Source organism: Azospirillum isscasi, from assembly GCF_030849505.1.
GTDB lineage: Bacteria > Pseudomonadota > Alphaproteobacteria > Azospirillales > Azospirillaceae > Azospirillum > Azospirillum isscasi.
In genome coordinates this window covers 21831-44574 of record NZ_JAUJFI010000007.1, presented here as the reverse complement: position 1 = coordinate 44574, position 22744 = coordinate 21831, and the positions used below count along the sequence as shown (strand labels likewise).

At 70.2% G+C, this 22744-nt stretch carries 16 protein-coding genes; 11 read left to right on the top strand and 5 right to left on the bottom strand.

The window, feature by feature from the left end; genetic code table 11:
- Nucleotides 1–58: 58 nt before the first annotated feature.
- The 5 genes from QSG27_RS03265 to QSG27_RS03245 all read right to left on the bottom strand — a co-directional run bounded on the left by QSG27_RS03265 (nucleotide 59) and on the right by QSG27_RS03245 (nucleotide 8865).
- Nucleotides 59–2203, bottom strand: coding sequence for an ATP-binding protein (locus QSG27_RS03265; protein ID WP_306703717.1), 2145 nt, complete (start codon nucleotides 2201–2203; stop codon nucleotides 59–61).
- A gap of 15 nt (nucleotides 2204–2218) precedes the next feature.
- Nucleotides 2219–3562: a GGDEF domain-containing response regulator gene (locus QSG27_RS03260; RefSeq protein ID WP_306703716.1), complete on the bottom strand. Its 1344-nt coding sequence runs from the start codon at nucleotides 3560–3562 to the stop codon at nucleotides 2219–2221.
- Between the two features lie 96 nt (nucleotides 3563–3658).
- Nucleotides 3659–5284, bottom strand: coding sequence for a sensor histidine kinase (locus tag QSG27_RS03255; protein WP_306703715.1), 1626 nt, complete (start codon nucleotides 5282–5284; stop codon nucleotides 3659–3661).
- A complete protein-coding gene (locus QSG27_RS03250) occupies nucleotides 5281–7503 on the bottom strand; it encodes a PAS domain S-box protein (RefSeq protein WP_306703714.1) in 2223 nt (740 codons plus the stop codon). The genes QSG27_RS03255 and QSG27_RS03250 overlap by 4 nt, the downstream gene beginning before the upstream one ends.
- Before the next feature lie 363 nt (nucleotides 7504–7866).
- A complete protein-coding gene (locus QSG27_RS03245; RefSeq protein ID WP_306703713.1) occupies nucleotides 7867–8865 on the bottom strand; it encodes a LysR family transcriptional regulator in 999 nt (332 codons plus the stop codon).
- Between the two features lie 275 nt (nucleotides 8866–9140).
- Here QSG27_RS03245 and QSG27_RS03240 point away from each other — a divergent pair, with 275 nt between their 5' ends.
- The 11 genes from QSG27_RS03240 (at nucleotide 9141) to QSG27_RS03190 (ending at nucleotide 22742) form a co-directional block, all read left to right on the top strand.
- Complete coding sequence (locus QSG27_RS03240) at nucleotides 9141–10415, top strand: M20 family metallopeptidase (protein WP_306703712.1); 1275 nt, start codon at nucleotides 9141–9143, stop codon at nucleotides 10413–10415.
- 39 nt (nucleotides 10416–10454) lie between these two features.
- On the top strand, nucleotides 10455–12065 hold the full coding sequence (locus QSG27_RS03235; protein WP_306703711.1) for an ABC transporter substrate-binding protein: 1611 nt from the start codon (nucleotides 10455–10457) through the stop codon (nucleotides 12063–12065).
- A gap of 83 nt (nucleotides 12066–12148) precedes the next feature.
- Nucleotides 12149–13129 carry an ABC transporter permease gene (locus QSG27_RS03230; protein WP_306703710.1) on the top strand — a complete coding sequence of 327 codons (981 nt, stop codon included), beginning with the start codon at nucleotides 12149–12151 and terminating at the stop codon, nucleotides 13127–13129.
- Nucleotides 13126–13998: an ABC transporter permease gene (locus tag QSG27_RS03225; protein ID WP_306703709.1), complete on the top strand. Its 873-nt coding sequence runs from the start codon at nucleotides 13126–13128 to the stop codon at nucleotides 13996–13998. The genes QSG27_RS03230 and QSG27_RS03225 overlap by 4 nt, the downstream gene beginning before the upstream one ends.
- Nucleotides 13998–15662: an ABC transporter ATP-binding protein gene (locus tag QSG27_RS03220; RefSeq protein ID WP_306703708.1), complete on the top strand. Its 1665-nt coding sequence runs from the start codon at nucleotides 13998–14000 to the stop codon at nucleotides 15660–15662. Before QSG27_RS03225 ends, QSG27_RS03220 begins: the two co-directional genes overlap by 1 nt.
- Nucleotides 15663–15672: 10 nt before the next feature.
- A complete protein-coding gene (locus QSG27_RS03215) occupies nucleotides 15673–16623 on the top strand; it encodes a ketopantoate reductase family protein (RefSeq protein ID WP_306703707.1) in 951 nt (316 codons plus the stop codon).
- Nucleotides 16624–16649: 26 nt separating this feature from the next.
- Nucleotides 16650–17879 carry a Zn-dependent hydrolase gene (locus QSG27_RS03210; protein ID WP_306703706.1) on the top strand — a complete coding sequence of 410 codons (1230 nt, stop codon included), beginning with the start codon at nucleotides 16650–16652 and terminating at the stop codon, nucleotides 17877–17879.
- A 62-nt stretch (nucleotides 17880–17941) separates the two neighbouring features.
- Complete coding sequence (locus QSG27_RS03205) at nucleotides 17942–19003, top strand: histone deacetylase family protein (RefSeq protein ID WP_306703705.1); 1062 nt, start codon at nucleotides 17942–17944, stop codon at nucleotides 19001–19003.
- Nucleotides 19000–20547 carry an acetolactate synthase large subunit gene (locus QSG27_RS03200; RefSeq protein WP_306703704.1) on the top strand — a complete coding sequence of 516 codons (1548 nt, stop codon included), beginning with the start codon at nucleotides 19000–19002 and terminating at the stop codon, nucleotides 20545–20547. The genes QSG27_RS03205 and QSG27_RS03200 overlap by 4 nt, the downstream gene beginning before the upstream one ends.
- 68 nt (nucleotides 20548–20615) lie before the next feature.
- Nucleotides 20616–21560 (top strand): BKACE family enzyme, encoded by a 945-nt coding sequence (locus QSG27_RS03195; protein ID WP_306703703.1) that lies wholly within the window; start codon nucleotides 20616–20618, stop codon nucleotides 21558–21560.
- A 237-nt stretch (nucleotides 21561–21797) separates the two neighbouring features.
- Nucleotides 21798–22742, top strand: coding sequence for a DMT family transporter (locus QSG27_RS03190; protein WP_306703702.1), 945 nt, complete (start codon nucleotides 21798–21800; stop codon nucleotides 22740–22742).
- Nucleotides 22743–22744: the final 2 nt, after the last annotated feature.

Genomic DNA, 22744 nt, shown 5'->3' with positions numbered 1-22744 from the left:
CATAGCCGCCATACGCTCACCGGTCGATCCGCCGGCCTCTTCCCTCCCGGCCGCACCCTCATGGGGCGTCCGCCTTGGGAAGCGGCAGCAGCACATGGAAAGTGCTTCCCCGCTCGGGTTCGGAGTCCACCCAGATCCGCCCCTTGTGATGCTCGACGATCTTCTTGCACACCGCCAGCCCGATTCCGGTTCCGTCATATTCGCTGCGCCCGTGCAGGCGCTGGAAGATGCCGAAGATCCGCTCGAAATGTTCGGGGGCGATGCCGATTCCGTTGTCCTGGACCGTGAACCGCCAGCCCTCCGCTTCGGCGGCGGCGGCGACCCGGATTTCCGGCGGGCGGCCCGCCACCCGGTATTTCACGGCGTTGCCGATCAGGTTCTGGAAAAGGCGTTCCAGCTCGTTCTCGTCGCCCCACAGGACCGGCAGCTCCTCCGCGATGGAGAGGGTGGCCGACGCCTCGGCGATGGCCTCGCTCAGATTGTCCCGCACGGTGGCGAAAATGCCGGCGGCGGCGCAGAGGGCGAAAGGCCGGGTCTTGCGCCCCACCCGGCTGTATTCCAACAGGTCCACGATCAGCCGGTCCATGCGCTGCGCGCCGTCGCGGGCGAAGCGGATGTACTCCGCCGTCTCCTCCTCCAGCGTTCCGTCCAAATCCTTCTGGAGCAGCGCCAGATAGCTGTTGATGGTGCGCAACGGCTGTCGCAGGTCGTGCGAGGCGACGTAGGCGAAGGCTTCCAGCTCCGCGTTGGAGCGTTCCAGCTCCACCGTCTTGCCGCGCAGAGCCTCTTCCGACTGGCGGCGCCGGGTGATGTCGGTGTGGGTCCCGACCATGCGCAGCGCCTTGCCGTCCGGCCCGCGCCGGACGACGATTCCGCGGTCGAGAATCCACTTGTAGGCGCCGTCCTTGCAACGGACGCGGTGTTCGTTCGCATAGACCGGGGTGGTGCCGTCCAGGTGGCGGCGGACGTCGGCCTGCGCGGCGGCCCAGTCTTCGGGGTGCACCCGCGTCTCCCATTCCTCCAGCCGGTTGGCCAGCTCATCCTCGCCGTAGCCGAGCATGCTCTTCCAGCCGCGGGAGAAGAAGACCTCGCCGGTCGCGGCGTTCCAGTCCCAGACGCCGTCGCCCACCGCCTCCAGCGCCAGCCGCCAGCGCTCCTCGCTGTCGGCGATCTGCCGCTGGGCCTCCACCAGCCGGCGGTGCTGGGCGATCTGCATCCGGATCAGCCAGGCGATGAGCAGGATCGCCGCCATCCCCGCCCCACCGGCCGCCGCGGTGGCGGTCAGAACGTCCCGGCGGCGCTCCTCATAGGGGGCCATCAGCTCCTCCCACCCCAGGCCGACGATGGCCAGAAGCGGGTAATCCCTCAGCCGCCGGGCGGCGACGATCCGGACCACGTCGTCCACCTCGCTCGCGAGGTAGTGGATGGTGTTGGCCGGCCCGGCGGGATCGAGATAGGGACGGTCCACCAGCGTCCTGCCCACGCCCGCCGCATCCGACGGAATGGCCGACGCACGGGCGAGGACCGCCCGGTTGGCCGTCCCGACCAGCATGACCGATCCCTGCCGGCCCAGCTCCGCGGGGCCGTAGAAGCTGGTCAGGTCCGCGGGATTGACCGACAGCACCATGACTCCGCCGAAGCTCCCGTCCGGCTGCACGATCCGCCGGGTGAACTGGATCGACCATTTGCCGGACATCCGGCCCAGGATGGGGCGGCTGATGAACAGCGCGTCCTCGCCGGAGCGGCGGTGCACGGCGAAATGCTCGCGGTCGTTCAGGTCGATGGGCGACGGCACCACGCCGAGGTTGGAGAAGCGCAGCCGCCCGTCCGGGCCGATCACGCCGACCTGGAAGGCCAGATCGGCGTAGAGGCTCCGCTGCCAGTCCTTCGCCCGCACCAGAAAGGCGTCGGGGGCCGCGGCGTATTCGGCGCGCAGATGGATCAGCGCCTGATCCAGCCGCCGCACCGTCTGCCGAATGCTCTCCTCGAAGGCGCGGGCGAGATTGGCGGCGTCGGCCTCCTTCGCCTGGACGATCTCCGCCCGCTCCCGCTCAAGGCTGTGGACGACGCCCCAGACGCCCGCCCCGACCAGCACGGCGCCGAGCGCCACCACCAGCAGCGGCAGGATCACCAGAGCGTGGAAGGAACGGCACGGGGTCGTCACCGGCGCGGAGACTTCCGGGCCGGCTGCGGCGGCACTCACCATGTCATCCCCCGATCAGTCCGGTTGGACCGGCGGACCGCCGGCCCCGGAATCCGGACCGGCCGTTTCCGTGACGACCCGGTTCCGTCCGCTGTTCTTGGCCCGGTACAGGGCACGGTCGGCCCGCCCCAGCGCCCGGTCGACGGTCGTGTCGTCGTCGGCGCAGGACGCCACGCCGACGCTGACGGTCATCCGCAGCGTGATTCCGCCGGACAGCGCAAACGCGCTGCCCGCAAGGCACCGGCGCAGCCGCTCGGCGACGTCCGCCGCCTCGTCCAGCCCGGTTTCCGGAAGCAGAACGGCGAATTCCTCACCGCCCAGGCGGCCCAGATGGTCGGTCTCCCGCAGTTCCGACCGGCAGAGGCCGGTCAGCAGGCACAGCGCCTCGTCGCCCGCGGCGTGGCCATAGGTGTCGTTGATGGCCTTGAAATGGTCGATGTCGAGCATCAGCACCGACACGGGCCGGCCATAGCGGCGCAGCCGCGACAGCTCGACCTCCGACAGCTCCATGAAGCGGCGGCGGTTCCACAGGCCGGTCAGCGGGTCGGTGGTGGCCATGCGGCGCAGCTCCTGCTCCACCCGCTTGCGTTCGGAGATGTCGCGGACCACCGCGGTGTAGAGCATGCCGTTGGGGTGCTGCAGCTTGGCGATGGAGACCTCCGCCGGAAACTCGCGCCCGTCGAAGGTCAGGCCGGTCACCTCGCCGCGGTCCGACATGGCCCGGGTGGTGACGTTGGATTCGGCGAAGGTCGTCACGAACATCGCGTGGCTGTGCCGCACCCTCTCCGGGATCAGCAGGGTCACCGGACGCCCGACGATCTGGTCCGACGCGTAGCCGAACAGCCGCTCCGCCGCCGGGTTGAACAGGGTGATGTTCAAATTCTCGTCGGTCGTCAGGATGGCGTCCTGGGCCAGCGCGATGATGCCGGCCAGCTTCTCCTCGGACAGGCGGAGCTGCTCCTCCAGCCGCTTGCGGGCGATGGCGTGCTGGATGGCCCGCCAGACCAGCGGCCCGTCGGCCTGCCCCTTCACCAGATAGTCCTGCGTGCCGGCGGCCAGCGCCTGGAGCGCGAAGTCCTCGTCGTCCAGCCCGGTCAGCACGACCAGCGGCAGCGACGGCACATCGCCGCGCATCCGCCGCACCGTGTCGAAGCCGAAGCTGTCCGGAAGCGACAGGTCGAGCAGCACCACGTCGCAGGCGTTGCGCAGCAGGAAGGCCCGCGCCTCCTGGTGCGAGGTGGCGCGGGTGAGGGCGAAGCGGCGGGCATAGGGGCGCAGGGCCCGGATGACCAGCCCGGCGTCCGCGTCGTCGTCCTCGACCAGCAGGATCGTGATGGTTTTCTGGGGGTGGTGATCCATGGGGGTGTCCTTGCCCTCTCTGCCGTCAGCGCGGCGGCCGCAAGGCACGGCGGGCCATGCCCGCGGCCTTGGTGGTGACGATGCCTGCGGGCTGGTTCATGACGTTTCTCTCAGGCGGGCGTGCGGAAGATGAACGGAGAAGGTGGTGCCGACGCCGGGCGCCGATTCGAGCGTGATGCGGCCCCCCATCCGCTCCGCCATCTTGCGCGCGATGGCCAGCCCCATGCCGGTGCCGGGATGCTCCTCGCGCGAATGCAGGCGGCGGAAGACCTCGAAGATCTGTTCGCGGTACTGGGGCTCGATGCCGATTCCGTTGTCGCGGACGTCGATCACGTCCTGCTTGCCGTCGCGCCGCTGCACCACGGCGATCTCGGCGGCCCGGTAGGGGTGGCGGTATTCCACCGCGTTGCCGAGCAGGACGACGAGGATCTCGCGCAGGCGGCGTTCGTCGGCCATCACCGCGCCCAGCCCTTCGGCGGCCACGACGGCCCCGGTCTCGCGGATGCGCCGGTCCAGGATCGCCAGCGCGCTGTCCAGCGCCTCGCCCGCCGCGATCGGGCGGATGCACAGCGGCACGCGGTCCTCCGCCAGGAAGAGCTGGACGTCGCGCAGCAGCATCTTCAGCCGCGACGCGCCGTCCACGATCTGGCGGATGAACTCCGCCCCCTCCTCGTCCAGCCGGCCCTGGAAATGGCGCTCCAGAAGCTGGGTGTAGCTGGCGATGGCGCGCAGCGGTTCCTGGAGGTCGTGGGCGGTGACGTAGGCGAAGCGCTCCAGCTCCCGGTTCAGGCCGTCCAGCTCGCCGGTGCGCCGCTCCACCAGCCGCTCCAGCGTGCGGCGCCGGCTCAGCATCAGATAGGCCAGCGCCTCGGTCATCAGGGCCAGCAGGGCGAAGACCCCCAGGAAGGCGGTGTAGGCCGGCTCCGCGCGGGCGGCGGCCAGCCAGCCGGCGCGCGGGGCCAGGGCGAATTCCCAGGTGCCGTCGGTCAGGGTGATCGTCTCGACGATGGGCGACTGGCGCAGCACCGCCCCCTCCCCCGCCACCACCACGCCGGTCTCGGCGCGCAGCAGGAAGGCCAGGTCCTGCGGCATGGCCTCCAGCCGCGCCTCGTCCAGGATGGGCTTCAGGTCGAAGACCATGCCCACGGCCCCCCAGGGGCGGTCCTTGCCGAACACGATCTGCCGCGCGATCAGCCCGCGCCCGCCCTGCATCAGATCGACCGGGCCATAGACCGTAACGTCGCCGGTCACCAGCGCCCGCTGCACCGTCTCGGCATAGCCCGGACGCGGATCGGACAGCAGCGCGGTGCCGAAGACGCGCTGGTTGCCGTCCAGCGGGTGGATGTGGCGGACGACGAAGCCGGGGGCGGCGGACACGCCGCGCACGCCGGTCACCGACCGGCGCAGCCCCTCCGCGAAGGGCGCGAACTGCGCGTCCAGCGTGCCGGCATGAGCCTCCACCCCGACGAAGGCGGTCAGCCCGCGCACCAGCGCCAGCCGTTCGTTCACCGCGCTGGACAGGGTGCTGGCGGCGCTGACGGCGGTCAGGGCCGCCGCCGCACGCCGTTCGGCGATCAGGTAGCGGGTGTAGAGGCTGTCCACCCAGAGAAAGCCGGCGGCCAGCAGGACCGTCACCAGAAGCTGGCCGGCGGCCAGCCAGCCGTAACGCCGCAGCGGGCCGTCCAGGCGCGCCAGGGCCGCCGGCGCGGGCAGCGCGGTCATTCGGCTCCTCCCACGGGCCGCTCGCTCCGCCGTTCCACGGGCAGGGTGAAGCGGACGTGGCTGCCCTCGCCCTCCGCAGCCTCCACCCAGATGCGCCCGCCATGATGCTCGACGATCTTCTTGCAGACGGCGAGCCCCACCCCGGTTCCTTCATACTCGTCGCGGCGGTGCAGGCGCTGGAAGATGCCGAACACGCGCTCGCGATGCTCCGGCGCGATCCCGATGCCGTTGTCGCGCACGCCGAAGACCCATTGGGCTCCCTCGCGCCGGCAGGTGACGCGGACGACGGGGGCGGTGTCCGCCCTGCGGTATTTCACGGCGTTGCCGATCAGGTTCTGGAACAGCCGCACCAGCTCGTTCTCGTCGCCGGCCACCAGGGGCAGGGCGTCCGCCACCGCCACCGCCGCCGCCGCCTCGCCGATGGCGGCCTGGAGGTTCAGCAGCGCGGTGCTCACCACGCCGCCGAGATCCACCGGGCCGAGACCGTGCGCGCGGCGCCCCACCCGGCTGTATTCCAGCAGGTCCACGATCAGCCGGTCCATGCGCTGTGCGCCGTCGCGGGCGAAGCGCATGTACTCCGCCGTCTCCTCCTCCAGCGTTCCAGCCAGATCGCTCTGGAGCAGCGTCAGGTAGCTGTTGATGGTGCGCAGCGGCTGCCGCAGATCGTGCGAGGCGACGTAGGCGAAGGCCTCCAACTCCGCGTTGGAGCGTTCCAGCTCCTCCGTCTTGCCACGCAGGGCGGCCTCCGCCCGGCAGCGCTCGGTGATGTCGTGGACCAGCGACAGCAGGAGACGGCGCCCGTTGACCCGCACCGGACTGCCGTAGATCTCCACGTCGCGGACCTCGCCCGACGCCAGGCGGTGACGGCTCAGCACGGTCAGGCTGCCCTCGTGCCGGACCCAGCCGGGGCCGGACACCAGCCCCTCCGGCGCCCCCTCCCCCGGCGGGACGCCGATGGCGTCGAGCGGCAGGCCGCGCAGCGCCTCCAGCGCATGGCCGTAGAAGGCCGCCGCCGCCGGGTTGGCGTCCTCGATCACGCCGCTGGCCGGGTCGATCAGCAGCTTCACCGCACGGCTGGAGACGAACATCTGCTCGAACAGGGCGTGGCGCTCCAGCAGTGCCTGCTCGGCGCGCTTGCGCTCGCTGATGTCCACCATCGCGCCGACGATGCCCGCCGGCTTGTCGCCGTTCCGGCAATAGACCGCCTTGGAGACCACCACGTCGCGCAGCGCGCCGTTGGCGCAGCGGACCTGCGTTTCGAAGGTCTGGGTCCGTCCGGTGGACAGCAGCGCCTCGTTGGCGGCGTCGTCCAGATCGGCCAGGTCCTGCGGGGCGAGGTCGGGCACCATCTTGCCGAACAGCGCCTGCCGGTCCAGCCCCAGCCAGTCCTCCAGCGCGGCGTTCGCGTCGGTGTAGAAGCCCGACACGTCCTGGATGAAGATCGGCACCGGCACCGTGTCCAGCAGGACGCGCTGGAAGGCGATGCGGTCGTTGACCGTCTGTTCGGCGCGGCGGCGGACCGTCACGTCCTCGATGATCCACACATAGCCGAGCGCGTGGAGTTCCTTGTGAATCCGGCGCCCGATGATGCGGCACCAGATCTCGCCGCCGTCGCCCCGGCGCATGGGAATGGTGTCGTCGAAGGTCTCGCCCCGCGCCATGACCGGGTAGGCCCGGCGCCCGATGTCCTCGTAGACCGCCTCGTCGCCATAGATGACGCGCGTGGTCGCCCCGGTCATCGCCTCCATCGGACGGTGCACGATGGCCGCCATCGCCTCGTTCAGGCGCAGGATGCGGCGCTCGCCGTCCACGATCAGGATGCCGACCGGCGCGTTGGCCAGAACGGCGTCCAGCCGTGCACGGGAGTCGTCCGGTTCGGCCGGTCCGGCCGGTCCGGCGTCCGCCACCGCAGGCCGTTCTTCGGGCGTCGGGCGCCCTTCCACCAGCAGCCCGGCCCGCCCGCCCTCGTTCCAGCCGGAGCACAGACAATCCACCGCCACCGGCCCGCGGCGGGTTCGGAAGGTCAGCCGTTCCGTCACCGCCTCCCCCCGCGCGAAGGCCGCCCGGTGGAGCGCGAGGCGCGCCCGCGCCTCCTCCGGCAGCACCAGCCGGTCCGCCGCCGGCCCGCACAGGTCGCGCGCGCTGCCGTTGGCCCAGCGCAGGCCGCCGTCCTCCATCCCGAACAGCCAGACCGGCGAACGCAGCGCGTCCAGCCCCACGGGTCCGCAGGGAACGCCCCGCCCCGGCTTCGCAAGCCGTCCGGCAGCCCGGTTCCGATACGATGTCCGGCGTGAAGCCCTCGCCATGTTCATTGCCGCCTGGGTGCCTGTTGAGCCGGTTGCCGTTGCAACACATGGACCGGCGGAACATCAGGAACACGGAGAACCGTGGCCCCGCCAGTTGTTCGGCGGACAGTACCTTGCAACCCAAGTGGGTCCAACGGCAAATTGTCACACTTGATTATTGCGCAAGACTTTGCCTGTGCTTGAAAAACATCAAGCCGGCCGCAGGAACATTCGTGTCGCCGCGGACGCAACATCCCCACACGCCCCCGGACAGGAAACTGCTTCCAGGCGACGGAATCAGCCGCCGCCGAACTGGCCGCCGATCCATTCGTCCACCGCGCCCTGATCGAAGCGGCGGTCAAGGGGGATGGCGGCGATGGCGGCGCGGCAGTGCTCGATGAAGGCGCGCTCCGCCCGGTTCATTTTCGAGGCGGGATTCCACAGCAGATGGATGTCCACCGGCGCCACCCCCTCCTCCGGCGGCAGGGGCCACAGCAGGCCGTCGCGCACGTCCCGCTCCGCCACATGCCGGGGCAGCGGCCCGATTCCCAGCCCGACGGAAATCATCCGCCGCACCTCGTCCAGATTGACCGAGGCGCCGACGATCCGGCTCTCGATTCCCTCCTGCGCGCGGAAGACGGCCAGCGGCGACAGCACCCCGCCGATCTGGTCGGAGGTGAAGGACACGAACCCCTCGCTGCGCAGGTCGTTCAGGGTCAGGCCGGTGCGCCCGAACAGAGGGTGCCGCGGCCCGCAATACAACCGATAGATCTGGCGGGCGAACAGCGCGTGCTCGACCAGCGGCGGCGGCTCCCGCATCAGGCAGAGGCCGAGCGAGCCCGTCTTCTGCTGGATCGCCATGTGGACGTCGGCGCTCGCCATCACGTCCAGCCGGAAGGTCACCTGCGGGTGGGTGGCGTGGAAGCGTTCCAGCAGGGCGTCGAACAGCAGCGATTGGATTCGGCTGGCCAGAAGGATTCGGATGTGGCCGGAAATCTCCTCGCGGATGTCGCGCATCAGCACGGCGAAGCGGGAGATGTTGCCGTAGATCTCCAGCACCTCGGCGTAGATGATCTCGCCCGCCTCGGTCACCCGGAAGCGGCCCTGCCCGCGCTCGATCAGGCAGCGGCCTATCTGCTCCTCCAGCCGCTTCAGGGCCTGGGAGACCGCCGGCTGGGTCAGGCCGAGGCGCAGGGCCGCGCGGGTCACGCCCTGCTCCTGCACGATCACCATGAAGGTGCGCAGCAGGTTCCAGTCAAGCTGGTGGCCGAGCCGCTCCAGATCGCGTGCCGTCATCGGGGGAAATCCCATCGCCATAAATCCTGCTTATGCGGACAATGAGGATTATCGATTTGGCGGAGGATGAGAAGCTGAATTGTAATACGCCGGTAGTCAGCGGTCGATCCCCGGCGCAGCCCAACAGGGCAAAACGGGAGTCATAGTCCAAAAGTCGAAATCACCACAGTTTCTTTCCGGAGATTTGCGGACACACACGGACGACTGCGCGGCGGAGTGGTAAGAACGGAGTCGTCATGCCCGCATCCCACGAGAGTGAGCGGAACATTGCAGCCGTGGACCGGGATGCGATCCTGGGCGCGGTGGCAATGCTGCGCGAGGACGGAGTGCGCCTGCTGTCCGATCTGGTCCGGAGCCCCAGCCTGCTGGGGCGGGAAGGCCCGGCGCAGGATCTCATGGAACGGATCTTCCAGGGCATGGGCCTGGAGGTGGACCGCTTCGCCATCGACGAGGAGGCGCTGAAGGCCCAGCCCGGCTGGTCCCCCTCGCTGATCTCGTACGAAGGCCGCGAGAACGTCGTCGGCGTCCACAAGCCCCGGAAGGCGACCGGCAAATCGCTGATCCTGAACGGCCACATCGACGTGGTGCCGACCGGGCCGGAGGAGCTGTGGTCCGCCCCGCCCTTCGAACCGGTGGTCCGCGGCGGGCGGCTGTACGGGCGCGGGGCCGGCGACATGAAGGCCGGCATCGCCGCCTACGTCATGGCCTTCAAGGCGCTGCAAAGTTTGGGCGTCCAGCCCGCCGCCCCGGTCTACCTCCAGTCGGTGGTCGAGGAGGAATGCACCGGCAACGGCGCGCTCGCCTGCGTCGCCCGCGGCTACAAGGCCGACGCCGCGGTGATCCCGGAACCCTTCAACCACACGCTCCAGATCGCCCAGATCGGCGTGATCCGCTGCGAGCTGGAGGTGACGGGCCGCCCCGCCCATGTGCTGGACACCGGCGCCGGGCTGAACGCCATCGAGGCGGCCTTCCGCCTGCTGAAGCATCTGAAGGCGCTGGAATCGGCCTGGAACCATCCGGACGGGCGGCATCCGGCCTACGCCCACCACCACCATCCCTACAACCTGAACGTCGGGCACATCGACGGCGGCGAATGGGCGTCCTCCGTCCCCACCCGCTGCCGGATGGAGCTGCGCTTCGGCTTCCCGCCGGGCCGCGCCGCCGCCGAGGTCAGCGCCGAGATCGAGCGCGCGGTGGCCGATGCCTGCCGCAGCGACTCCGACCTCAAGGGGATCGACGCCCGCGTGATCTTCCGCGGCTTCCAGGCGGAGGGCTGCACGCTGGCCCCCGATCATCCGATGCTGGAGGCGCTGGACGCCGCGCACCGATCGATCTTCGGGACGCCGGCGCCGAAGCTGGCCCAGACCTGCACCACCGACGTCCGCAACTTCGTGCTCTACGGCGACACGCCGGCCACCTGCTACGGCCCGGAGGCGGAGCGCATCCACGGAATCGACGAGTCCGTCTCGCTCGACAGCATGGCGAAGGTGACCGCCGTGCTGGCGCTGTTCATGGCCGACTGGTGCGGCCTGGAGCCGATCGCGGATTAGAATCAGCAATTTGGAATCAACGATAAGGGGGCTTCAGACATGAGCAATCGTTTGCGCCATTTTCGACAAAGCCTGACCGCCGCGGCGCTGGCCGCCGCGCTGGCGGCGCCGGTGGCGCTGTCCGTTCCCGGCGTGGCCGTCGCGCAGGAGCGCGGCGGCACGATGAACATCATCGTCCAGCCGGAACCGCCGATCCTGGTGCTGGGCCTCAACCAGCAGGCGCCGACGCAGACGGTCGCCGGCAAGATCTACCAGGGCCTGCTGACCTTCGGTTTCGATCTGACCCCGCAGCCGGAACTGGCGGAAAGCTGGGAGGTGTCGCCCGACGGCAAGGTCTACACCTTCAAGCTGGTGAAGAACGCCAAGTGGCACGATGGGAAGCCCTTCACCGCCCACGACGTGGTCTTCTCCACCTCCAAGTTCCTGATCGAGGCGCACCCGCGCGCCCGCGCCACCTTCTCCAAGTGCGAGAAGATCGAGGCGCTGGACGACCACACCGTCCGCTTCACCCTGAAGGAGCCGTTCGGCCCGTTCCTCCAGTCCTTCGAAGTGTCTTCGGCCCCGATGATCCCGAAGCACATCTATGAAGGCACCGACTACAAGACCAACCCGGCCAACGCCACCCCCATCGGCACCGGCCCCTTCAAGTTCAAGGAGTGGGTGAAGGGCTCCTACATCCATCTCGTCCGCAACGACGAATACTGGAAGGCGGGCAAGCCCTATCTGGACGACATCTATTTCCGCGTGATCCCCGACGCCGCCTCGCGCGCCGTCGCCGTGGAGCAGGGCACCGTCCAGCAGACCCAGTTCAACGACATCGAAACCTTCGACGTCCCGCGCCTGAAGGGCCTGCCCAACGTCGAGATGACGACCAAGGGCTACGAGTTCTTCGCGCCGCTGTCCTGGATCGAGATCAACACGCGCAACAAGCCGCTGGACGACAAGCGCTTCCGGCAGGCGATGATGCACGCCATCGACCGCAAGTTCATCCGCGACAAGATCTGGTTCGGCCTGGGCCGCCCGGCGACCGGCCCGGTGAACTCGGTCACCCGCTTCCACGAGCCCAACGTCCGCAAGTACGACTACGACCCGAAGAAGGCCGAGGCGCTGCTTGAGGAGGCCGGTTTCAAGAAGGGGGCCGACGGCACCCGCGCCAAGGTCCGCCTGCTCGTCATGCCCTACGGCGAGACCTGGACCCGGCTGGGCGAGTATGTGAAGCAGGCGATGAAGCGCGTCGGCGTGGACGTGACGCTGGAGACCACCGACGCCGCCGGCTGGGTCAACCGCGTGTCCAACTGGGACTACGACCTGTCCTTCAACTTCGTCTACCAGTACGGCGACCCGGCGCTCGGCGTCACCCGCACCTACGTGTCGGAAAACATCCGCAAGGGCGTGATGTTCTCCAACACCATGGGCTACTCCAACCCTGAGGTGGACAAGCTGTTCGCCCAGGCCGCCCAGACCAACAAGGACGAGGAGCGCCAGCAGCTCTACTCCGCCGCCCAGAAGATCCTGGTCGAGGACGTTCCGGTCGCCTGGCTGCTGGAGATGGAGTTCCCGACCTTCCTCGACAAGCGCTTCAAGAACGCCGTCACGACCGCCATCGGCGTGAACGAGAGCTACGACAGCGTTTACATGGTCAAGAAGTAAGAAAAGGGAGCGGTTGCCCCCTCCCTTCCCCGCTTCGCAGGGGAGGGAAGGGAGGAGGCAACACGCATCCCGGGAGTGACAACATGCCCCGCATCGCCCTATTCATCTCACAGAGGCTGGTGAAGGCGGTGTTCGTCGTTCTGGCGATCGCCGTGTTCAACTTCTTCCTGGTCCACGCCGCACCGGGCGACCCCGCCGCGGTCATGGCGGGCGAGGCCGGGGCCGCCGATGCCCAGTTCGTCGAGCAGCTCCGCCAGCAGTTCGGCCTCGACCGGCCCCTGTACGAGCAGCTCGGCACCTACATGTCCAAGGTGGTGCAGGCCGACCTCGGCTACTCCTACCGCCAGCAGCGTCCCGTCTTCGACCTGCTGATGGACCGCCTGCCCGTCACCCTGTCGCTGACGCTGACCGCCTTCGTGCTGGCCCTGCTGGGCGGCGTGGCGCTGGGCACGCTGGCGGCCATGCGCGCCGGCACCTGGTCGGACACCGCCATCACCGTGGTCGGCCTGACCGCCTACGCGACGCCGATCTTCTGGATCGGCCTGATGCTGATCCTCCTCTTCTCGGTCAATCTCGGCTGGCTGCCCGCCTTCGGCACCGAGACCATCGGCGCCGGCTACACCGGCTGGGACGCCTTCCTCGACAAGGCGAAGCACCTCGTGCTGCCGGTGACCACGCTCGGCCTCTTCTACATGGCCGTCTACACCCGGCTGACCCGCGCCTCGATCCTGGAGGTGCGCGACATGGATTTCGTCAAGACGGCGCGGGCCAAGGGCCTGCCGGAATGGCGCATCGTGTCGGTGCACATCCTGCGCAACGCCATCCTGCCCGTCATCACCGTGGCGGGGTTCCAGGCGGGGCACCTGATCGGCGGCTCCATCCTGATCGAGACCGTCTTCGCGCTCCCCGGCATCGGGCGCCTCGCCTTCGAGGCCGTGCTGCAGCGCGACTATCAGGTCCTGCTCGGCATCTTCCTTCTGACCTCGGTGGTGGTGGTGATCTTCAACCTGCTGACCGACCTGATCTATTCCCTCGTCGATCCGCGCATCGAGGTGGCGCCATGACCGCCGCGGCCATCACCCCCGCCCGCAAGGGCTCCGGCTTCTGGGGCGCCTTCGCCCGCAACAAGGGCGCCGTGATCGGGCTGGTCTTCCTGGCCCTGGTCGTCCTGATGGCGGTCTTCGCCGACCTGCTGTACCCGGCCAGCCCGTGGGACATGACCGCCATGCCCTTCCAGCCGCCGCTGTCGGAGGACGCCCTGCTCGGCTCCGACACGCTGGGCCGCGACATCGCGTCGGGCATCGCCCACGGCGCGCGGGTGTCGCTGCTGATCGGCCTGACCTCCACCGCGGTCGCGGTGCTGATCGGGGTGTTCCTGGGGGCCGTCTCCGGCTTCTACGGCGGGCGCGTGGACGATCTGGTGATGCGCTTCACCGAGCTGTTCCAGACCATCCCGAACTTCGTCCTGGCCGTGGTTCTGGTGGCGATCTTCACGCCGTCGCTGACCTCCATCGTGCTGGCCATCGCCATCGTGTCCTGGCCGCCGCTGGCGCGTCTGGCCCGCGGCGAGTTCATGAGCCTGCGGAGCCGCGAGTTCGTGCACGCCGCGGTGACCACCGGCCAGTCGAACCTGACGATCATCTGGCGCCAGATCCTGCCGAACAGCCTGTCCCCGATCATCGTGTCGGCCTCGCTGATGGTGGCGACGGCGATCCTTCTGGAAAGCTCCCTCTCCTTCCTCGGGCTCGGCGATCCGAACCTGATGAGCTGGGGCTACATGGTGGGCGCCGCCCGCACCGTGATCCGTCAGGCCTGGTGGATGAGCTTCTTCCCCGGCATCGCGATCCTGTTGACCGTGCTCGCCCTCAACCTCGTGGGTGAAGGGCTGAACGACGCGCTGAACCCGAAGCTGGCGCGGAAGGGCCGCTCCTGATGACCGAGACGACTCTCCTCGACGTCCGCAACCTGACCATCGACCTGCCGCGCGGCGCCGACCGCCCGCACGCCGTGGAGGACCTGACCTTCACGCTGGAGCGCGGGGAGATCCTCTGCGTGGTCGGCGAATCCGGCTCCGGCAAGTCGATGACCGCGCACGCCGTGATGGGGCTGCTGCCCAAGGCGGTGAAGGTGTCGTCCGGCGGCATCCGCCACCAGGGCACCGACGTGCTGAGCCTGCCGGAGCGCGACCAGCGGGCACTTCGCGGCGGGCGCATCGCCATGATCTTCCAGGAGCCGATGACGGCGCTGAACCCGCTGATGCGGGTCGGCGACCAGATCGACGAGGTGCTGCGCTACCACACCGCGCTCGACCGCGCCGCCCGCCGGGCGCGCGTGGTGGAGCTGCTGGCCTCCGTCGGCCTGCCGGAGCCGGACCATCTGCGCCGCAGCTACCCGTTCCGCCTGTCGGGCGGCCAGCGCCAGCGCGTGATGATCGCCATGGCGCTGGCGGTGGAGCCGGACGTCCTGATCGCCGACGAGCCGACCACCGCGCTCGACGTCACCACCCAGAAGCAGATCCTGGAGCTGATCCGCGACATCCAGGCCAAGCGCCACATGGGCGTGATGTTCATCACCCACGACTTCGGCGTGGTGGCGGAAATCGCCCACCGCGTGGCGGTGATGCAGAAGGGCCGGCTGGTGGAGATCGGCGCCGCCGAGGAGGTCCTGAACCGTCCGAAGCACCCCTACACCCGGCAGCTCATCGCCGCCGTGCCGCACCTGATCGAGCATCGCGAGGACTTCACCCGCGACCGCCAGCCGGTGCTGACGGCGCAGAAGGTGTGCAAGACCTTCCACATCGGCGGCGGCTTCTTCACGCCGGGGCGCAAGGTGGTGGCGGGCGACGACCTGTCGCTGACCATCCACCAGGGCGAGACGGTCGGGCTGGTCGGCGAGTCCGGGTCCGGCAAGTCCACGCTGGGCCGCTCCATCGTCGGGCTGATCAAGCCGGATTCCGGCAAGATCCTGTTCGAGGGCGTGGATCTGCTGTCGCTGTCGCGCCCGGCCTTCCGGCCCTACCGGCGGCATGTGCAGATGGTCTTCCAGGACCCCTACGCCTCGCTGAACCCGCGCCACACCGTGGGCGACATCATCACCCAGGGGCCGGTGGCCTTCGGCGAGGACCGCCACCGGGCGCTGGACAAGGCGAAGGAGCTGCTGACGCTCGTCGGGCTCGACGCCTCGGCGGCGGAGCGCTTCCCGCACGAGTTCTCCGGCGGGCAGCGGCAGCGCATCTCCATCGCCCGCGCCCTGGCGCTGGAGCCGAAGCTGCTGATCGCGGACGAACCGGTCTCGGCGCTCGACGTGTCGGTGCAGGCGCAGGTGCTGGATCTGCTGGAGGATCTGCGGCACCGGCTGAACCTGTCGATGCTGTTCATCACCCACGACCTGCGCATCGCCGCCCAGATCTGCGACACCATCGCGGTCATGCAGAAGGGCCGCATCGTGGAGATCGGCCCGGCGAAGGAGGTGTTCGGCAACCCGCAGCACGGCTACACCCGCACCCTGCTGGACGCCATCCCCGGCAAGGGCTGGACCGTGCCGGAGGACGTGGTTCCGGTGACGCGGCGGTCGGCCGCCCTGCGCAACAGCGCCTGACGGGGACCGGATGAAGGTCGCCGTCATCGGGGCCGGGGCGGTCGGCGGGCTGATCGCCGCGCGGCTGACCGCCGCCGGGCTGCCCGCCGCGCTGGTCGCCCGGCGGCGGACGCTGGACACGCTGCGGCGGGAAGGGCTGACGGTCGAAGGCCCCTCGGGCCGTCCGGTGACGGTGCGGCCCCTGGTGACCGACGACACCCTGTCGCTCGGCCCGCAGGACGTGGTGGTGCTGGCGGTGCCGGCGCCGCTGCTGACGGGGGTGCTGGACCTTCTGCTGCCGCTGCTGGGGCCGCAGACGCGGCTGGTGCCGGTGGTCGGCGGCATCCCCTGGTGGTACCCGGCGGGGGAAGCCATCGGCGGACCGTTGTCGGCCATCGATCCGAAGGGCCTTCTGACGGACGCCATCCCGGCGGACCGCATCGTCGGCGCGGTCGCCCGCGTGGCGGTGGAGCGGCGGTCCCCCGGCTATCTGCGGCATCTGGGCGGGCTGCGGCTCGCCCTCGGCCCGGTGGCGGATGGGCAGGACGCCGGCGATCTGGCGGCCCTGTTCGGAGCGGGCGGCTTCAACGCGCTGGCCGTGGCGGACATCCGGGCCGAGGTCTGGACGGCGCTTCTGGCGCCCTTCGTCTTCGGCCTGCTGGGCCTCGCCACCGGGAAACCGGCGCAGGAGATCGCCCACGACGCGGACCTCCAGCCCGCTTTCGCCGCGGTGGTGGAGGAACTGCTCGCCCTGGCGGCGGCGCTCGGCCATCCGGCGGCGGCGAAGCTGGAGGACGTATGGACCATGGCCCAGCATCCGGGCCGCATCCGCCCGGCGCTGCGCGCCGACGTGGCGGCGGGCCGGCGGGCGGAGATCGAGGCGGTGCTGGACGCGCCGCTGGAACTGGCGGAACGGGCGGGCCTGAGCCTGCCCACGGTGAACGCTCTGCGGACAACGCTCCGCGACGGGACACAACATTAATTCGGAATTGGGATCGGGATAGGGACATGTCTGAGCTGCGAATCGACGGCGACCGCCTGTGGCGGACCCTGATGGACCTCGCGAAGATCGGCGCGACGCCGAAGGGCGGCCTGTGCCGGCTGGCGCTGAGCGACCTCGACAAGGAAGGCCGCGACCTGTTCGTGCGCTGGTGCGAGGAGGCCGGCTGCACCGTGACGGTGGACGAGGTGGGCAACATCTTCGCCCGCCGTCCGGGCCGCAACCCGGACCGCCCCGCCGTCTGCATGGGCAGCCATCTGGACACCCAGCCGACCGGCGGGCGGTTCGACGGCATCTATGGCGTGCTGGCCGGGCTGGAGGTCGTCCGCAGCTTCAACGACCAGGGCATCGAGACGGACGCCCCCATCGAGCTGATCGTCTGGACGAACGAGGAGGGCGCACGCTTTTCCCCGCCGATGCTGGGGTCCGGCGTGGCGATGGGCGTCTTCACGCTCGACCATGTGCTGGACATCCGCGACAACGACGGCATCCGGCTGGGCGACGAGCTGGCGCGCATCGGCTACAAGGGCAGCGTCCCGGTCACCGGCCACGCCATGGGCGCCTATTTCGAGGCGCACATCGAGCAGGGTCCGGTGCTGGAGAGCGAAAATATCGAGATCGGCGTCGTCACCGGAGCCCAGGGCCAGCGCTGGTACGAGGCAACCGTGACGGGCCGCGAATCCCACGCCGGACCGACGCCGATGCGCCTGCGCCGCGACGCGCTGGCCGGCGCCGCCGTGATGATGGAGGCGGTCGAGGCCATCGCGCTGGAGGTCGGCGGCGACGCCTGCTCCACCATCGGGCGCGTGCAGGTGCATCCGGACTCCCGCAACGTCATTCCGGGCCGCATCTGGTTCACCATCGACCTGCGCAATCCGGACTCCGACGCGCTCGCCCGCATGGACGCGATGCTGCGCGAGCGGCTGGCCGCCATCGCGGACAAGCGCGGCCTGACCCTGGAACTGACCGACTTCTGGGCCTTCCCCACGACGCTCTTCGCGCCGGAACTGGTCGGCCATGTCCGCCGGTCGGCGGAGCAGCGCGGCCTGAGCCACCGCGACATCGTGTCCGGGGCGGGCCATGACGCGGTCTATGTCGCCCGCAAGGTGCCGACCGCCATGATCTTCATTCCCTGCGAGGGCGGCCTCAGCCACAACGAGGCGGAGAACATCAAGCCCGAACACGCGGCGTCCGGCTGCGCGGTTCTGGCCGACGCGGTTCTGGCCGCGGCGGGGTAAACGTCATCTGCCCCCTCTCCCCCCTGGGGAGAGGGGACCGGTTCATTCATGGGAGCCCTTGCATGCGCTATGTCTTTGCCGAGGCCCAGTTGCGCCATCGTCCGCCCACCTTCCTGGTGCGCGGCCAGCCGAAGCCCTCGCCGGAGAAGGCGGAACGGGCGGAGGCGCTCGTCGGCTCCCTGCGGGCACGCGGCGTGACGGTGGAGGAGCCGCCGTCCTACGGCGCCGGCCCCCGCGCGGCGGTCCATTCCGCCGACTATCTGCGCTTCCTGGAAACCGCCTACGCCCGCTGGTCGGCCCTGCCCGACGCGTCGGAGGTCATCGTTCCCAACATCCACCGCAACACCGACATGGCCGAGTATCCCACGGGCATCGTCGGTCAGGCGGGCTGGCACATGTCGGACACCGCCTGCCCGATCGGCGCCGGCACCTGGGAGGCCGTCTGCGGCGGCGCCGACACCGCAGCCCACGCCGCCCTGACGGTTGCCGGCGGGCAGGAGCGCGCGGCCTACGCCCTGTGCCGCCCGCCGGGGCATCACGCGTCGCGCGACATGGCCGGGGGCTTCTGCTACATCAACAACGCCGCCGTCGCCGCCCAGGCGATGCTGCCGGTTCTGGCCCAGCGGGGCCGCGCGCCGCGCGTCGCCGTGTTCGACGTGGACGTCCATCACGGCAACGGCACCCAGGCGATCTTCTACGAGCGCGACGACGTGCTGTTCGTGTCGATCCACGGCGACCCCAACAACTTCTACCCCTGGTTCGCCGGCTACGCGCACGAGCGCGGCAAGGGCCGCGGGCTGGGCTGCAACCTGAACATCCCCCTGCCCATGGGCACGGAGGAGGCCACCTTCCTGACAGCGGTGGACGAGGCGCTGGCCCACATCGCCGCCTTCGGGCCGGAGGCGCTGGTGCTGTCGCTGGGCTTCGACACCTACGCGGGCGACCCGCTGGCCTTCTTCAAGGTGACGACGCCGGGCTTCGCCACGCTGGGCCGCAAGATCGCCGGCGCCGGCCTGCCGACCGTGCTGGTGCAGGAGGGCGGCTACGACTGCGGCGCGCTGGCGGTGAATCTCGCCAGCTTCCTAGATGGTTTCGAAGGCGGACTTGCGGAGGCGGCACGATGATCGGCGCGGAAATCCTGGTTCGCACGCTGGTGGCGAACGGCGTCGACACCTGCTTCGCCAACCCCGGCACGTCGGAGCTGCACGCGCTCGCCGCCTTCGACAGCATGCCCGGCGCGCGTTGCGTCCCGACGCTGTTCGAAGGGGTGGCGACGGGGGCGGCGGACGGCTACGCCCGCATGACCGACCGCCCGGCGGCCACGCTGCTGCATCTCGGGCCGGGGCTGGCGAACGGGCTGGCCAACCTGCACAACGCCCGGCGCGCCCGCGTGCCGATGGTCAACATCGTCGGCGACCACGCGACCTGGCACCGCGGCGTCGACGCGCCGCTGACCGCCGATGTGGAGGGCCTGGCGAGGCCCATGTCGGCCTGGGTGCGCACGGTGCCGGACGCGGCCTCCGTCGCCGCGGACACGGCGGAGGCGATCCGTGCCGCCCTGACCCCGCCGCGCGGCGTGGCGACGCTGATCCTGCCGTCCGATTCCTCCTGGGACGACACGGCGGCGGCGGAGCCGATCATCGTGGAGCCGCCCGCCCCGACCGCCCCGGACGCCGCCGCCCTGCGCGCCGCCGCCGACGCCCTGCGCAGCGGGGAGCGGGTGGTGATCATGCTGAACGGCCTCGCCACGCGGACCGAAGGGCTGGCGCTGGCCGGGCGCATCGCCGCGGCCACCGGTGCGAAGCTCTACGCCCACACCGGCGCCACCCGCATCGAGCGCGGGGCGGGCCGCGTGACGGTGGAGCGCTTCCCCTACCCCATCGACCTCGGCATCACGGCGCTGGCCGGCGCGAAGCACATCGTGCTGATCGGCGCCACGGAACCGGTGGGCTTCTTCGGCTATCCCGGCAAGCCCAGCCGTCTGGCGCCGGAGGGCTGCCGGATCCACGACGCCGCCCCGCCGGACGCCGACGCTCTGGCCGCCCTGCGCTGGCTGGCCGAGGCGGTGGGCGCCGCCGGCCTGCCCGTTCCGGCGCAGCCGCTCGCCCAGCCCGCCCTTGCCACCGGCGCGCTGACCGCCGACAGCGCCGGGCAATCGCTGGCGGCCCTGCTGCCGGAGGGCGCCATCGTGGTGGACGAGGCCATCTCCTCCAGCCCCATGCTCTACACGCCCTGTGCAGGGGCGCGCCCGCACGACTGGCTGACCATCACCGGCGGGTCCATCGGCATCGGCATGCCGCTGGCCCTCGGCGCCGCGATCGCCTGCCCGGACCGCAAGGTGGTGAACGTCCAGGCGGACGGCAGCGGCATGTACACGTTGCAGGCCCTGTGGAGCCAGGCGCGCGAGAAGGCCGACGTGGTGACCATCGTCCTCGCCAACCGCCGCTACGGCATCCTGCAATGGGAGCTGGGCAACCTGGGCTTCCAGGACATGGGGCCGAACGCCCGCAACTGCACCGAGCTTGGTCGCCCGGACCTCGACTGGGTGGCGCTGGCCCGCGGCATGGGGGTGGAGGGCGGACAAGCCACCGACGCGGACAGCTTCAACCGCCTTCTGAAGACCGCCTTCGCCCGCAAGGGCCCCTTCCTGATCGAAGCGGTGATCTGAAAAGGCGGCCCTCTCCCGCTCCGGGAGAGGGGATCGTGGCGAGGGAAACGACAAAGGGAGGAAAAACCATGACCACGCCCAGGAAGACCGCGCGCAAGGTGATCGTCACCTGCGCGGTCACCGGCTCCATCCACACGCCGAGCATGTCGCCGCACCTGCCGGTGACCCCGGACCAGATCGCGGCGGAGGCCATCGCCGCGGTGGAGGCCGGGGCCGCCATCGTCCATCTGCACGCCCGCGATCCGGACACCGGACGCCCGACCCAGGACCCGGAGCTGTTCGCGCGCTTCCTGCCGCGCATCAAGCAGGCGACGAAGGCCGTGGTGAACATCACCACCGGGGGCAGCGCCACCATGACGGTGGAGGACCGGCTGCGTCCCGCCGCCCATTTCCAGCCGGAAGTGGCGTCGCTGAACATGGGCACGATGAACTTCGGCCTGTTCCCCATGCTGAACCGCTTCACAGAGTTCCAGCACGATTGGGAGCGCCCCTATCTGGAGGGCAGCCGCGACCTCGTCTTCAAGAACACCTTCAAGGACATCGAGCACATCCTGAAGACCTGCTCCGGCAACGGGACGCGCTTCGAGTTCGAGTGCTACGACATCTCGCACCTCTACACGCTGGCCCATTTCCTGGACCGCAAGCTGGTGACGCCGCCGCTGTTCGTGCAGTCGGTGTTCGGCATCCTGGGCGGCATCGGCCCGCACCCGGAGGACGTGATGCACATGAGGCGGACCGCCGACCGGCTGTTCGGCGACCAGTATGTGTGGTCGGTGCTGGGCGCCGGACGCAACCAGATGCCCATCGCCACGCAGGCGCTGGCGCTGGGCGGCAACGTGCGCGTCGGGCTGGAGGACAATCTGTGGGCCGGTCCGGGGCGCCTCGCCACCTCCAACGCCGAGCAGGTCGCCATGGTCCGCAAGCTGATCGAGGGGCTGGCCCTGGAGGTCGCCACCCCGGACGAGGCCCGCGCCATGCTGTCCCTGAAGGGCGGCGACGCGGTGAAGTTCTGAGAAAATATGAAATCCCCTCTTCCCCTGGGGAGAGGGTCAGGGTGAGGGGACAGCACAGGCGCAGCCTGTGCCAGGGGATTGCCAAGGGTCAGCATGCCCCTTGGCGGTGCGCCCCAGGCGCACCGGCCCCCTCACCCTCCCCACCGCTCTCGCGGCGGGTCCCCTCCTTCTCCCCGGAGGGCAGAGGGAAGTGAACGTGCGATCCCCCCGACCACCCCACACCCGGAATCCCATGCCATGATAAGCCGCGCTCGGGCGCTGGATCTGTCGCTGGTGGGCCTCATCAGCGTCTGCTGGGGCCTGAACTGGCCCGCCGTCAAGATCATCCTCACCCAGATCCAGCCCTGGACGCTGCGCAGCCTGGGATTCGCCGTGGGAGCGGCGGTGCTGTTCGCCTACGCGCGGTCCCGCGGGGAATCGCTCGCCGTGCCGCGCGGGCAGCGCTGGCCGCTGTTCGCCGTCGCCCTGCTGAACATGGCGGGATTCAACATCTGCTCCGCCTTCGGGCAGATGAACATGGCGACCTCCGGGGCGGCCATCATCGCCTACACCATGCCGGCCTGGGCGATGCTGCTGGCGATCCCGATCCTGGGCGAGCGCCCGGGGCCGCGCCAGTGGATGGGGCTGGCCTGCGGGCTGGCCGGGCTGGCCGTTCTGCTCGGTCCCGATCTGGCGCGGATGGGCGCCCTGCCGCTCGGCCCGGCCTTCATGCTGACCGGCGCGCTGTGCTGGGCGCTGGGCAACGTCCTGATCAAGCGGACGGCCTGGACCATGGGTCCGAACGCCATCACCGGCTGGCAGTTCGCCATCTCCCTGCCGGTGGTGCTGCCCTTCGCCCTGGCGCTGGACCCCGCCCCGACGCTGGCGCTGGAGCCGCGGGTGGCGGTCGCTCTGGTCTTCCATCTGCTGGTGGCGATGGTCGGCGGTTATCTGCTGTGGTTCGCCATCGTGCGGCGGCTGAGCGTCGCGCAGGCGTCGGTCAGTTCGCTGATCGTGCCGGTGATCGGCGTCACCGGGGCCATCGTCGTGCTGGGCGAGACGCCGCCGCTGCGCACCTTCGCCGCGCTGGCGCTGATCCTCTGCGCCGTCCTGCTGGTCGTGATGGTCCGCGACCGGCGCCCCGCACCCTCGTCCGCACCGGCCACGGCGGAGCCGCGCGAAGCCAACTCCACCGGACGGTGACT

What these genes read in the sequence shown, in the direction of transcription:
- QSG27_RS03235 (WP_306703711.1), top strand. Translation starts at nt 10,455, where the DNA reads ATGAGCAATCGTTTGCGCCATTTTCGACAAAGCCTGACCGCCGCGGCG.
- QSG27_RS03210 (WP_306703706.1), top strand. Translation starts at nt 16,650, where the DNA reads ATGTCTGAGCTGCGAATCGACGGCGACCGCCTGTGGCGGACCCTGATG.
- QSG27_RS03200 (WP_306703704.1), top strand. Translation starts at nt 19,000, where the DNA reads ATGATCGGCGCGGAAATCCTGGTTCGCACGCTGGTGGCGAACGGCGTC.
- QSG27_RS03190 (WP_306703702.1), top strand. Translation starts at nt 21,798, where the DNA reads ATGATAAGCCGCGCTCGGGCGCTGGATCTGTCGCTGGTGGGCCTCATC.
- QSG27_RS03195 (WP_306703703.1), top strand. Translation starts at nt 20,616, where the DNA reads ATGACCACGCCCAGGAAGACCGCGCGCAAGGTGATCGTCACCTGCGCG.
- QSG27_RS03225 (WP_306703709.1), top strand. Translation starts at nt 13,126, where the DNA reads ATGACCGCCGCGGCCATCACCCCCGCCCGCAAGGGCTCCGGCTTCTGG.
- QSG27_RS03230 (WP_306703710.1), top strand. Translation starts at nt 12,149, where the DNA reads ATGCCCCGCATCGCCCTATTCATCTCACAGAGGCTGGTGAAGGCGGTG.
- QSG27_RS03220 (WP_306703708.1), top strand. Translation starts at nt 13,998, where the DNA reads ATGACCGAGACGACTCTCCTCGACGTCCGCAACCTGACCATCGACCTG.
- QSG27_RS03245 (WP_306703713.1), bottom strand. Translation starts at nt 8,865, where the DNA reads ATGACGGCACGCGATCTGGAGCGGCTCGGCCACCAGCTTGACTGGAAC.
- QSG27_RS03215 (WP_306703707.1), top strand. Translation starts at nt 15,673, where the DNA reads ATGAAGGTCGCCGTCATCGGGGCCGGGGCGGTCGGCGGGCTGATCGCC.
- QSG27_RS03260 (WP_306703716.1), bottom strand. Translation starts at nt 3,562, where the DNA reads ATGGATCACCACCCCCAGAAAACCATCACGATCCTGCTGGTCGAGGAC.
- QSG27_RS03255 (WP_306703715.1), bottom strand. Translation starts at nt 5,284, where the DNA reads ATGACCGCGCTGCCCGCGCCGGCGGCCCTGGCGCGCCTGGACGGCCCG.
- QSG27_RS03205 (WP_306703705.1), top strand. Translation starts at nt 17,942, where the DNA reads ATGCGCTATGTCTTTGCCGAGGCCCAGTTGCGCCATCGTCCGCCCACC.